Raw genomic sequence first — 12,146 nt, 5'->3', positions numbered from 1 at the left:
AAGCGAGCTATTGGATCTTGGTGGACAACCTCGGCATTGTGGATAACTCCGCCACCCGTACGAGTGACGGTCAGCCGCCCGGGAGCTCCAGATCGCTCTTGTTCAGCTCCTCGATGTTCACGTCCTTGAACGTGAGTACCCGCACCTGCTTCACGAAACGGGCCGGCCGATACATGTCCCACACCCAGGCGTCCGCCATCGACACCTCGAAGAACACCTCGCCCTGGACCGAGTGCACCTGCATCTCGTAGTCGTTGGTGAGGTAGAAGCGCCGTTCGGTCTCGATCACATATTTGAACAGACCGACGACATCGCGGTACTCCCGGTAGAGCTTCAGCTCCATCTCGGTCTCGTACTTCTCGAGGTCTTCAGCAGACACCAACAGCCTCCTCAACACCCCACGAGCGCGTCTCACCAGGCATTCTGTCTCCAACCCAAGCTCGCCAGTCCACGGGCTTCATGATCATCAGCTAGTGGACCCGCCGACAGTAGCAACCTTCGGCGCTACCACTGAAGATTAGTGGAGTCCTGTGGAGAAGAGCGCAACTTGACGGCCACGTCCCATCGAGTAAGGGCCTCCACCGCCGAAGCCGGAACCGCCCCCCAACTGCACCGGCCTTGTCCGTGGCCGTGCAACACACGCACGCGCACGGCCGTCGACAGCAGAGGAGTGAACGACAGGCCAAGGACGACCGGTGATCAGGCGAGGGTGGCGGCCGACTCCCGGAACGCGGTGATGATCCGAGTGGTGTCGGCGTCGTCGAGGATCGCCGGCGGGCTGAAGCGGACCACGAGGTCGGCGCCCAGGGTCGAGCTGGTGAGGATCCCCCGGACCAGCAGGGCGGTCACCAGGGCGTTGGCCTGAGCGGGGGTGGTGAGCTCGACGCCGATCAGCAGGCCGACGCCCCGGATGTCGCGGATCGCCGGGGAGGCCGGGGCGGCGCGCAGGCCGGCCAGGAGGGTGCGCCCCAGCTCCTCGGCTCGGGGCAGTAGCCGCTCGGTCTCGATCGCGTCGATCGTGGCCATGACCGCCGCCATGGCAAGCGGCGACCCGGCAAACGTGGAGCTGTGGATCCGGGCGTTGCGGTCGAGCGGACGGAACGCGTCGGGAGCGCCGATCACGGCACTGACCGGCATGCAGCCACCGCCCAGACTCTTTCCCGCGAGGAGCAGGTCCGGGACGACGCCCTCACGGTCGCAGGCCCACCAGGTTCCACCCAGGCGGCCGGTCCCGGTCTGGATCTCGTCGACGATCAGGAACGCGTCGTGGCGGCGGCACTCCTCGGCGACGGCCGCCAGATAGCCGGGCGGCGGAATCCGTACGCCGCCTTCGCCCTGGACCGGCTCCACGATCACGCAGGCCCGCGCGGAGTCGGCGGTGAGGGCCTCCGCGAGAGCCGGTACGTCGCCGTACGGGATGACGGTCACGTCGGGAAGCAGCGGGCGGAACGGCTGCTGGAAGATCGGGCGGTCGGTGACGCTCAAGGCCCCGAGGGTCTTGCCGTGGAAACCGCCGCGCATCGAGATGATCCGGCGGCGGCCTGCGGCCCTGGCCAGCTTGAGCGCGGTCTCGACCGCCTCCGCGCCGGAACTGCCGAAGTAGACGCGGTCCAGGCCAGGCGGGGCGATGCCCGCCAGCCGGGAGGCGGTGGTGGCCAGTTCGGCGGAGAGCAGCGTGCGGGTCGCCAGCGGGTTGCGGTCGAGCTGGGCGTGCAGGGCCGCGACCACGGCAGGATGGCGGTGGCCGAGAAAGAAGACCCCGTAGCCGCCGCAGTCCAGATATTCGCGGCCCACGTCGTCCCAGACCCTGGCCCCTTCGGACCGGGTCTCCACCGGGAGGCCGACGTGGGTGGCCAGCCTGGCCGCCGCCTGGCTGAGGTGCTCGCCGTACAGCTTGACGATGTCGTCGCGCGCGGTCATCTGGGCTCCTTGAGGATCAGGTCGACGGCCCGCTCGCCGATCATCACGGCGGCTGCCTGGGTGTGCGCCCTGGGGATGGCGGGGCAGACGCTCACGTCGGCGACGCGCAGGTCGCGGACGCCGCGCACGCGCAGCCGCTCGTCCACGACCGGGCCCATCCGGCAGGTGCCGACGGGGTGATAGAGCGTCTCGGCGGATTCCCGTACGGCCTCGGCCGAGGTGGTACGGGCAGCCGGGGTGAGCGGCTCACCGACCCAGTCGGTGAGCCGGGTCAGCAGCCCGTGCGCCCTGCGGACCCCGGCCAGCAGCGGACGCAGATCGGCCGGATCGGTGAGATAGCCGGGGTCGATCCGGGGCTCGCCGGCCGTGAGGGTGATCCGGCCGCTGCTCCGGGGGCGGAGCAGGACCACGGCCAGGGTGCTGCCCAGCCCGGACTCGGCCCGCCCGTGGTCGAGGAACGGCACCGGCATCCAGAGGAACTCCAGGTCCGGGGCGCTCACCTCGGGCGCGGACCGGAGGAAGGCCAGCGCCTCGGCGTTGTTGGACGTCGCGCGGACCCGGGCGGCGGCCGGGCCGGGGCCGAAGACCAGCGGCACCATGAGGTGGTCGAGCAGGTTCCGCCCGACCTCAGGCAGCGCGACCACGACGCCCTCGTTCTCGGCCGGGTCGCCGATCCCCGACCGCAGCAGCAGGACGGGACTGCCGACCGCGCCGGCCGCGACGATGACCTCACGGCGGGCCGGGACATAGCCGTCGCCGTATTCGACCCCGACCGCCCGGCCGTCGGCCAGGTCGATCCGGCGTACGTCCGCTCCAGTGATCACTTTCAGGTTCGGCCGTGAGCCCGCCGGACGGAGATAGGCGTCGGCGCTGCTCCACCGCCGCCCGCGCTTCTGTGTCACCGTGACCGGCGCACAGCCCTCCCCCGCCACGAGTGGCGTCAGCCCCGCCAGCTCGCAGGCGTCGAGGAAGTCGATCGTGCTCGGATGCGGCGTGCGCAGTGACTCGAGGTTCATCGCGGCCCGCTCGAAACAGGGCGCCACCTCTTTGGCCGACCACCCCGGGGTGGCCCAGTCGTCGTAGTCGTCCGGATGACCCTGCGTCCAGATCTGCGCGTTGATCGACGAGGAGCCGCCGAGCGTACGGCCCCGGGGCCAGAACAGCGACCGGCCGCCGAGCCCCGGCTGCGGCTCTGTCGTGTGCGCCCAGTCGTACTCCGTGCCGAACAGCCGGGGGAACGCCGCCGGGATCCGCACCTCGGGCCGCCGGTCCGGCGGCCCGGACTCCAGCAGCGTCACCTCCGCGCCCGAGGCGCTCAGCCCGGCCGCGAGCACGCAGCCGGCCGTCCCCGCGCCGACGATCACGTAGTCGCTCACCCTGGCCCGCCGTTCCAGGGCAGGGCCGCCACCGTGCCGACACAGCCCTCGGGGAGCAGCAGCGGCATGGACGGCCCGCTCTCCCCGGAGCCGGGGTTGAGCAGGCCCGCGCCCTGTGCCTTGATGATCGCCTCGACCCTGGTCCAGACCTGGAACCAGTGCCGGTCGCGCCCCGGTCCCGACAGCGCGGCCAGAGCGGTGTGGTCGGCGGGGGTGAAGAAGCCGTCGGCGATGGCGTGGGCCATCGGCACCGGCCGGACGCGTTCGACGTCCACCCCGATGCGCGCCGACCGGCCGACCGCGACGGCGACGAGGCCGGCCGTATAGGAGAGGCTGAAGTCCCAGTCGGTGCCCGGCAGGTAAGGCCGGCCTGTCAGGGTTCGGGCGATCCTGATGTCGGCCGGCGGCAGCCCGAGCCGCTCGCCGAGCACCCGGCGCAGGACGGCCCGCGCATATGCGGCCTCGGCCCGGACAGCGGGCACGGCCAGCCGGGCGAGGTACCGCAGATCGTCGGGGGCCAGCAGCCCCCAGCCGTCCTCGGGCACCTCGCGCGGGCCGGTCTCGGCGAACCACACCTCGACCGCCGTGCCGCCGACCGTGAGCGCGGGGGCCTGCGTGATCTCCCTAGCGCTGACCGACATGCTCGCGCAGCTCCTGGGGAGTCATGTCGAAATGGGTGGTCAGCGCACTGATCCAGCGTTCGATCCCGAAGGCCACGCAGCCGGTGAACGCCGGTGAGCCGTCGGGCAGCCGCAGATCGCAACGTTCCCCGAAGAAGTTGCGGTGGAAGTTGACCGATGCGATCGCGAGGGAGCCGCCGAAGACGAACTCCTCCTTGGTCGGGAACAGCTGGGACATCAGTGCCCGCGCCCCGCTCGCGTCGAAGAACGGGTCGCTCGCCGCCTCCACATCGATCGGCAGCCCCAGGTCGGCGAAGTACGTCACCATCCGCGTCTTGAATTCGTCGAGATGGCCCAGCACCGACTCCCGGTCGCCGACGCAGACGATCTCCCGCATGGAGAAGCCGAGCAGCCGCCGGAGCCCGTCGTAGTGGTCCTCGCGCCGGAAACAGGTCGCGACCGTGGTGACCTTGAGCGGCTCGGCGATCTCGGTGCCCGCCAGGTCGAAATAGACGTTGTAGCAGGCGGCGGACGGCATCGCGTACTCCGCGTCGAGCAGGTCGGCGGCCGCTACCGCGGGCTCCTTGCCCTGCCGTTCGAGTGCCTCGGGCCGCAGCCCGCTGCCCGCGATGGCCAGCTGGGGGAAGTTCTGGAAGTAGTCGATCCGGTGCAGGTCCTCGACCCGCGTCAGCGGCGGATAGAGGCGGGCCTCGGCACCGCAGTCCGCCGCCCAGGACGTGAACAGTGTCTCCAGCTCGGCCCGGAGCGCGACCGCGTCCGGGCCGAGGGTCGCGAGTCCGCCCCGGGCACGGGCGGCCGGGTCAGCCGAGGTCGGCGGGGCCATCGAAGAACCTCTGGGTGATCGATCGGACGGTGCGGAAGTCCTCGGGGGTCACGCTCTCCAGCGAGATCTCCTGGCCGGTGTGCTCTTCCAGCACGTAGAGGAAGTTCACGAACCCGAGCGAGTCGAGGATCCGGTTCTCGATGAGATCCAGATCGAGGTCGATCTCCTTGACGTCCGGCCGCTTGGACAGCAGATAGTCGACGACGAAGCCGACGCTGGTCTGGGTCATGGCGCATCGATGCTTTCGCTGGAGAGGATGCCTTCGGCGAGGAGGAACTTCATGGACCGCTTGAGGATGTTCCGCTTGAGCTCGGCATAGGCCGGATCGGCGAGCACCCGGTTACGGGCCTTGTAGGGCTCGGGGATCCCCGCGTCGCGGAAGACCGCCGGGCTGACCAGCGACTCCAGCGACCGGCGCAGGTAGGACCTGAGGTAGTTCTCGACCTCGGCCATTTCCCCGGCGGGCAGCTTCGCCCGCAGGTCCCGGTGGAGCAACGCGACGATCTGCCTGCCGAACGCGACGTGCCGCGACTCGTCCTGGTGATGGATCGCGTTGACCTTGCGGATGGTCGGGTCGAGCCGGTCGTCCTCGCCCATCCGTTTGTTGAAGAAGTCGACGATCTCCTCGAACAGCAGCAGTCTGGCGAAGACCAGGAAGTGCGCGGCCGGCCCCTGAGTGGCCGCGTCGAACTTGAAGGCGAGGTCGGGATAGATCTTCCCGCCGTACAGGTTGCAGAACTTGGCGAAGAACCACATGTGCTCGTTCTCTTCGCCGATGATGTGGTGGAAGTACTCCGAGGTGAGCGCGAATTCCTTGGTGTGGATCCGGGCGATGACCTCTGTGATGAGCTCCCGGATGCCGTGCACGTTCAGGCTGTAGAAGTTGACGCTCTCCCACTTGCTGAGCCGGTGCAGCTGCTCCTCGGTCAGTTCCGCCGCGAGCTCGGTGCCGTGCACCGACATCAGCTCGGGCGTCATCCAGTAGCACTCCTCAGGCAGCGAATCCGGCCACTGGAAGACCTGGTAGGGGTTGTAGTAGTCGGCCTCCGACTTGGCGACCAGCCGGTCGAGGATGTCCTTGAGGCGTTGCTCGGAGTCGAGCACAACGGGCATGTCACGCGCCTTCCGTGGACGGGGCCGTGCGGACCGTGGTCCTGCTGACGGGTGTACGGTCCGCGCCGCCGCAGCGATGCCGGAACAGAGGCTGGTCGGCCTCCCGGGAGGACGGCAGCAGCCGGTTGAACCTGGACCCGGCGCACGCCTCCCGGAACAGCGGGTGGGGTGCGTCGGCGTGGTCGGCGAGCCCTGCGAAGACCGGATCGACCACCTTGACCTCGCCGTCGGAGTCGACGACCTCGAGCCAGGCGTGCGCCAGGTCGAGCATGCCGAGGATCCAGCCACGCCGGGTCCGTGCCTCGAACCCGGCCGCCCGGCACTTGGCCGCCAGGTCCAGGCTGACCGAAATACAGGGGGCGATCCCGTACGGCAGGACCAGTTCGGGCCTGGACTGGAGTTCGACCGGCAGTCTGACCCAGCGCGCGCCGTCGTACTCGCTGACGATCTCGCGGAGCCGCTCGGAGCGGAGCTCCCGTCGTTCGCCTCGGGTGGCGACCCTGGCGGTGAACGCGGAACCGGCCGGGCCGGTCGTCAGGCTGAGGAGCCGCCCGCCGAACGCCTCCGGTTCCGGCCGGGAGGTCTCCCAGGTCGGATCGGCCTCACAGCCGCCGTCCAGCGGGCAGGACAGGTCGACCGAGAGGTCCCAGGTCCGGTCGGCGAACCAGGTCCCGGGGTCGCGGCCCATCCAGCGCAGCGCGAACCGGATCCCGGTCTCCGGCGCGGACGTGCCGGACCCCGAGTGGAGCGCAAGGTTGAACAGGTCGTACCGGTCGAACAGCTCCGCACCGGGCGGTCCTGAGTGCGGCAGGCCCGCGGCGAGCAGTTCCGCCAGCAGGTCCTCGCCGCAGCGCAGGATGTCCAGCGCGCCGAACCGGTCGACCCTCTCGTCCCGGTACCCGGCCGGGACCGGGAACAGCTCGGCCAGCGCGGCCAGCCACCCGTCCCGTAGGCCGGGGGCCGTCACGGTCAGGACGCTCATGTGCGCGCCGAGGTCATATGGGCGACCAGGTCGGCCACGTCCTGGACGGTGACCAGGTCGATGGCCTGCTCATCGTCGATCGGCTCCAGCTCGAACTCGGCCTCCAGGACCAGGGCGAGCTCGACCACGGCCATCGAGTCGTACCCGAGATCCTCCATGATCCGGTCTTCCGCCGCGACCTCGCGGGCGCCCAGCGGGCACATCTCGCCGATGATCCGGCGGACGTTCGTCAGGGTGTCGTCCGTGCTCATGCTGCGTCCTTTCCCTTGCGCCCGGCGCCGACCGCGCGGACCGGGTGCGGCGTGTTCCAGTGCTCCTCATAGGCATCGAGCGACCGGTCGAGCGCGGCCGCCCAGACGGCCTCGGCCTCACCGACCGCCGTTGGCAGTCCGATGTGAGCGAGCTGCCTGACCGCCCGGTCCCGGGCGATCTCGAAACCGCCGCGCAACTGCGCCGCGCGGAACTCCAGCGCGGTCCGTACGGCCGGTACGGCCTGCTTGCGCAGCGGGCCGACCAGGACCCGGGCGGCCAGGCCGAGCCCGTGCAGATAGGCCTCGCGCACCGGTCCGTCGAAGCCGGCGGTCACTCCGTCCCGGGCGGCCAGCATCCCGAACGCCACATGCCGGGACTCGTCCCTGGTGACGTTGGTCAGCCCCTCCACCAGCGCCGGCAGCGGCATCCGCTGAGAGATCTGCCGGGCGAGCTGCCGGGTGGTGCGCAGCGCGGTGGCGGCCAGGACTCCCTCGGTGATCAGGTGGTAGTAGACGAGCGCCCGGTACCAGCTCCCCCGGTCGTTCTCGGCCCAGACCGCCGAGGTGACCCGACGCAGCTCGGGCGCGAAGTGGTTGGTGTAGTCGGCGGAGTCGGCGAGGCCCTCGCCGCTGATCCCGGCCGCCTCGCGCAGGTAGGTCTGGAAGAACCGGACGTGCCGCCCCTCGTCGGCCATCTGCGTCGACAGGTAGATCCGGTCGTCGTCGGTCGGCGCCCGGTCGACCAGCGAGCTGAGCGTCTGCACCACGGTGACCTCGCCCACCTCCAGCTCGGTCAGCGCGTTGAGCAGCTCCGACCGGTAGAACGGGCGCAGCTGCGACCAGGTTTCGGCGTCCTGGGTCATGTCGAGCGCCGCCACACTCCACTGCTGCCGTTCCCAGCGGTAGTACAGGTCCCGTGAGGTCGGCATCAGGTCCGGTTTCGCGTCCTGTGCCTCGGTGATGTCCGGTAGTTCGGCTATGGCGCTCATCGTGCTCCTCCGAATTCGAACGCTTCGGTCAGGCCGTGCAGGAGCCCGGCCTCTCCTTCGATCCGTGCGGACGTGTCTCCCCCTCGCACGAACCGGTGCCAGTCGGCGAACGTCCCGGTGAAGGTGACGTCGGCCTCGCCCGGCTCCGTGCTGGCGGCGATCCCGTCCGGGCCCGCGGACAGCACCCAGGCCCCCGGGTTCGCGTCAGTGATGTCCAGCCGGACCCGGACCGGCGCGGCCAGCCGGGCCGGCACGAAGAACTGCTGCAGCCCACCGTCGAGTTGCCACCGCAGGAACGTGGACGGGTCCCCGCCGCCGAAGTCGAGCTGGTCGAGCGCGGCCCGCTGCTCGTCGTGGGTGCCCATCCACCTGGCCCTCGGCACCCGCACGCAGACCACCCGCGCCTCGAACAACAGGGCGTCCCCGTCCGCCGGGTGCGCTTCGAGCCGTACGACGACCCGCCGCTTCCCCGAGTCGATGACCCGGGCCCGTATCCGCATCGGCCGCCCGACCGGCACCGGGGCCCGATAGTCGATCTCGGTCCGCCGGGTCATCGTGGGCTCCCCGGCGAACTCCGCCGCCACCAGCGCCGTCACTTCGTCGACCAGCGCCGCGAGATGCCCCCCGTGCACGATCCCCGGCCCGCCCTCGGCGTGGTCCGGCGGCGTGTGCAGGCAGACTCCTTCCGTCCCGTCCCACTCCACGTCCAGACGCAGCCCGCCGTCGTTGGCGCTCCCGCACCCCATGCACCGCGGATAGTGGTCAAGCCTTCGCCCCGCTGGTACGGGCGTCTCCGCAGGCTCGGTCGCGGGTAAGGAGAGCTCGGCCGTCTCAGCGGGCTCGGCGGTCGACCAGGGGAGGGGGCGGGCGGTGCGGTCCTGCCAGTTGGTGGAGAGGAGGACGGCCGAGGTGTTGCCGGCGAGGAGGTTGTTCCAGATGACCCGGCGGCGGGGTTTGCCGCTGGAGGTGCGTTCGACGCAGCCCCGGTGGCCGTGGAAGACGGCCAGGCAGACCGAGTCCCCGGTGGCCGAGCGGAGCATCGGCAGGACCCGTTCGAGCCAGTCGGTGCCGGTGTCCTCGACGATCGCGACGACCACGTCCACGTCACCGATCGCGCCGGCGACCACAGTGCAGCGGTCGGTGCGCAGGCCGGTGGCGGCGGCCAGGTGCTGTTCCAGGTCCTCGGCGTGGATCTTGCGGCCACGGACCTTGAGGCTGTCGCCCAGCCGGCCGACCACGTACAGGTCGCCGTCGAGGACGAACCCGGAGTCGCCGGTGCGCAGCCCTCCAGGGGTGAACGCGGTCGCGCCCTGGGGGGTGTCCGGCGCCGACCGGTAGCCCTGGGCGACCGAGCAGCCGGTGACCACGATCTCGCCGAAGCGGCCCTCGGGCAGCTCCGTGCCGTCCTCGTCGACGATGCTGGTCGCCACCCCGGCGAGCGGGCTGCCGCAGCCGGTGAGCCAGCCGACCCCGGTCACCTCGTCGAAACCGAGCCTGGCCTTCTCCGCGACCTCCACGGGCTCGCCGACGACCAGGCCTGTGCCATCCAGCCGGATGATCGTGCTGCCCTCGCCCGGCCGCACGCCGGTGACGGCGAGCGTCGCCTCGGCCATCCCGTACGCCGCGACCAGCTGCTCGGGCCGGAAACCGTACGGCCTGGTCAGCGCGGAGAAGGCCGCCACCCCGGCCGGGTCGATCCGCTCAGCGCCGAGTATCGCCATCCGCATCGCGCTGAAGTCCATGCCGTCCAGTTGGCCGGGCTTGATCCGCCGGGCCGCGTAGGAGTAGCCGAAGCTCGGCGCGGTCGTCATGGTCGCGCCCAGCTCGCCCATGCAGGCAACCCAGCGAAGCGGGTCGCGGACGAACTGGTCGGGCGTCATCAGCATCAGGTCGACCTGCTGGACCATCGGGCACAACAGCGAGCCGACCAGGCCCATGTCGTGGTGGAGCGGCAGCCACGAGGTGAACACGTCCCCCGCGTCGAGCCCACCCCACTCGATGATCGCGGTCAGGTTCCGGTCGAGGTTGTCCGGCGAGACCCTGACGCCCTTGGGCCGCCCGCTGGACCCGGACGTGAACTGCAGCAACGCGGTCTCGGGTACCGGCGCGCGGGGCATGTCGGCGACCTCGGGCAGGGTCGCCCAGTCCAGCAGAACGGTCTCCCCCGCCCAGGCGGACCCGGCCGCCGCCTCCCCGACGGTGTCGGCGAGCGCCTTGTCGGTGAGTACGAGGGCAGGCCGGGCGACGTCGAAGATCCCCGCGACGTGCTTCACGTACACGTCCCGGCCCCGGAAGGTGAGTGGGGCCGCCACCGGCGACGGGACCGCGCCGGCCAGCATCGTGCCCACGAACGCGACGATGAACTCCCGTGAGTCGCCGAGCATCAGCGACACCGGCTCGCCCTGGACCGCGCCGCTGCCGCGCAGCAGCGCGGCCACTCGCCGGACGTCGGCCGCGAGTTCGGCGTAGGAGTGGAACGACCAGTGGCCGCGGTCGCCGGCGAAGTGGATCCCCTGTCCGGTCGCCGGATCGTCGAGCCAGTCCAGCAGCCTCATGTCACACCGCTCGGGTGTATTCGAAGTACAGGACCGCGCCGGAGGTCTCGGTCCTGACCTTGACCAAGCCCGCGTCGTCGAACCAGCGGAGCACCTCGCTGACCGGGGTGACGACGTCCAGGATGTTCAGCTTGACCCACAGGTCGATGAACCGGTCGGTGACGAACCCGGCCTTGCGGACCACGACGCTGCCCCGGACGGTGCCGCCCGGTTTGACGACCCTGGCCATCTCCCGGACGGCCGCCGCCGGGTCGGGCACGCAGTGCAGCCCGCTGTAGGAGACGACGGCGTCGAACACGCCGTCCTCGAAGGGCAGCGCCCCGGCGTCGGCCTCCTGGGTCCGGACGTTGCGGAGCCCCCGTTTCCCTGCCTCGGCCCGGACCCGTTCGAGCATGATCGGCGAGATGTCGGCCGCCGTGTAGGCAACGTCTCTGGCCGGGTCGAGACCGAGCAGGACGACGCCGCCGCCGGACGGCACGTCGAGCACGGTCGCGCCGTCCGGCAGCGCGACGGACGCGGCCATGTGCCGGTACATCTTGCGGTTGTCGGTGGCGAAGACGACGGCCCCGTAGACCAGCGCGACCGGGCGGCTCTTGACACCCCGGTCCCACGACTTCGCGAGCCTGCCGTTGGTGACCCAGTTCTGGCTGACCGTGGACGGTGCGGTTCCTACCATGACATGGCCTTTCTAGTCGTGTTCAACTACGGGGGTTGACCCGGAATCAATCCCGGGCCAACCCCCGAACCCCCCGAGTGGGGCCGTAGTCACCACTGCAGCTGGAATGCTGGTGAATCTCGCTAGTCCGAAGCGAGATGACGGCCGAGCCGCCGGATGGTCTCCGAGGCGAGCAGGGCGTGCCCGCGCATCGAGGAGTGCAGCAGGTCGGAGCTGTACATGGACTTCTCGGCACAGGCCGGATGCGACCACATGTCGACGACCAGGGCGCCGTGCCGGTCGGACACCAGCCGGACCCGCTCGTTCAGGCCCTGCATGTTGTCGCTGAGCGCCGCCAGCTCGGGGATGGCCGAGATGATGTTCATCAGGCAGAACGTGACGACGGTCGCCCCGGTCGCCCGCAGGCCGCCGACGATGGCGTCCAGGTCCGCCTCGACCGCGTCGAGGTCGACGGTCGGCCGGAGCAGGTCGTTGCCTCCGCAGACCACGGCTGCCAGATCCGGCCCGAATTCCAGCGCCCGGTCGAGCTGCCTCTCCCTGACCTCCGAGGCGATCAGGTCGCGCAGGCCCACGTTGAGATAGGCCAGGCCGGGCTGGCGCCGGGTCAGCGCGTCCCTGGTCCGGTCCGCCCACGGCAGGTTGGCGTAGCCGGGGGTGGCCTCGCCGAGCCCCTCGGCCAGGCTGTCGCCGACCACCACATACCGCTTCCACGGCGCGGTCGCGAGCAACTGGTCGGCTTCGGCGTCCGGCAGCCGGTACGGGTCGGTCGCCTCGGCGGATGCGTCCTCGGTCATGAACAGAACTTCCTTTTCTCAGGGGG

General features: G+C 70.7%; 13 protein-coding genes. All 13 read right to left on the bottom strand.

Going from position 1 to position 12,146, the window contains the following annotated elements; all coding sequences use genetic code 11:
- Positions 1 to 70: 70 nt before the first annotated feature.
- The 13 genes from OHN74_RS31645 to OHN74_RS31585 all read right to left on the bottom strand — a co-directional run bounded on the left by OHN74_RS31645 (position 71) and on the right by OHN74_RS31585 (position 12,120).
- Positions 71 to 379, bottom strand: a complete 309-nt coding sequence (locus OHN74_RS31645; RefSeq protein ID WP_003965949.1) for a DUF2469 domain-containing protein — start codon at positions 377 to 379, stop codon at positions 71 to 73.
- Positions 380 to 699: 320 nt separating this feature from the next.
- Positions 700 to 1,920, bottom strand: a complete 1,221-nt coding sequence (locus OHN74_RS31640; RefSeq protein ID WP_327697970.1) for an aspartate aminotransferase family protein — start codon at positions 1,918 to 1,920, stop codon at positions 700 to 702.
- The gene (locus OHN74_RS31635) at positions 1,917 to 3,296 is read right to left on the bottom strand and encodes a GMC family oxidoreductase (protein WP_327697969.1); all 1,380 of its coding nucleotides are present in this window, start codon (positions 3,294 to 3,296) and stop codon (positions 1,917 to 1,919) included. Before OHN74_RS31635 ends, OHN74_RS31640 begins: the two co-directional genes overlap by 4 nt.
- Positions 3,293 to 3,937 (bottom strand): 4'-phosphopantetheinyl transferase family protein, encoded by a 645-nt coding sequence (locus OHN74_RS31630; protein ID WP_327697968.1) that lies wholly within the window; start codon positions 3,935 to 3,937, stop codon positions 3,293 to 3,295. The genes OHN74_RS31635 and OHN74_RS31630 overlap by 4 nt, the downstream gene beginning before the upstream one ends.
- Positions 3,921 to 4,760, bottom strand: a complete 840-nt coding sequence (locus OHN74_RS31625) for an aminoacyl--tRNA ligase-related protein (protein ID WP_327697967.1) — start codon at positions 4,758 to 4,760, stop codon at positions 3,921 to 3,923. Before OHN74_RS31625 ends, OHN74_RS31630 begins: the two co-directional genes overlap by 17 nt.
- Positions 4,738 to 4,989 carry an acyl carrier protein gene (locus OHN74_RS31620; RefSeq protein ID WP_327697966.1) on the bottom strand — a complete coding sequence of 84 codons (252 nt, stop codon included), beginning with the start codon at positions 4,987 to 4,989 and terminating at the stop codon, positions 4,738 to 4,740. Before OHN74_RS31620 ends, OHN74_RS31625 begins: the two co-directional genes overlap by 23 nt.
- Positions 4,986 to 5,873 carry a diiron oxygenase gene (locus OHN74_RS31615; protein ID WP_327697965.1) on the bottom strand — a complete coding sequence of 296 codons (888 nt, stop codon included), beginning with the start codon at positions 5,871 to 5,873 and terminating at the stop codon, positions 4,986 to 4,988. The genes OHN74_RS31620 and OHN74_RS31615 overlap by 4 nt, the downstream gene beginning before the upstream one ends.
- A gap of 1 nt (position 5,874) precedes the next feature.
- Positions 5,875 to 6,855, bottom strand: coding sequence for a hypothetical protein (locus OHN74_RS31610; protein WP_327697964.1), 981 nt, complete (start codon positions 6,853 to 6,855; stop codon positions 5,875 to 5,877).
- Positions 6,852 to 7,106 carry an acyl carrier protein gene (locus tag OHN74_RS31605; protein WP_327697963.1) on the bottom strand — a complete coding sequence of 85 codons (255 nt, stop codon included), beginning with the start codon at positions 7,104 to 7,106 and terminating at the stop codon, positions 6,852 to 6,854. The genes OHN74_RS31610 and OHN74_RS31605 overlap by 4 nt, the downstream gene beginning before the upstream one ends.
- Positions 7,103 to 8,095 (bottom strand): ribonucleotide-diphosphate reductase subunit beta, encoded by a 993-nt coding sequence (locus OHN74_RS31600; RefSeq protein WP_327697962.1) that lies wholly within the window; start codon positions 8,093 to 8,095, stop codon positions 7,103 to 7,105. The genes OHN74_RS31605 and OHN74_RS31600 overlap by 4 nt, the downstream gene beginning before the upstream one ends.
- Complete coding sequence (locus OHN74_RS31595; protein WP_327697961.1) at positions 8,092 to 10,650, bottom strand: AMP-binding protein; 2,559 nt, start codon at positions 10,648 to 10,650, stop codon at positions 8,092 to 8,094. Before OHN74_RS31595 ends, OHN74_RS31600 begins: the two co-directional genes overlap by 4 nt.
- 1 nt (position 10,651) lies before the next feature.
- A complete protein-coding gene (locus tag OHN74_RS31590) occupies positions 10,652 to 11,326 on the bottom strand; it encodes a class I SAM-dependent methyltransferase (RefSeq protein WP_327697960.1) in 675 nt (224 codons plus the stop codon).
- A 122-nt stretch (positions 11,327 to 11,448) separates the two neighbouring features.
- The gene (locus tag OHN74_RS31585; protein ID WP_327697959.1) at positions 11,449 to 12,120 is read right to left on the bottom strand and encodes an SGNH/GDSL hydrolase family protein; all 672 of its coding nucleotides are present in this window, start codon (positions 12,118 to 12,120) and stop codon (positions 11,449 to 11,451) included.
- Positions 12,121 to 12,146: the final 26 nt, after the last annotated feature.

It is taken from the genome of Streptomyces sp. NBC_00459 (assembly GCF_036013955.1).
GTDB lineage: Bacteria > Actinomycetota > Actinomycetes > Streptomycetales > Streptomycetaceae > Streptomyces.
The sequence above is the reverse complement of the archived record's forward strand: the minus strand, read 5'-3'. Positions and strand labels throughout refer to the sequence as shown.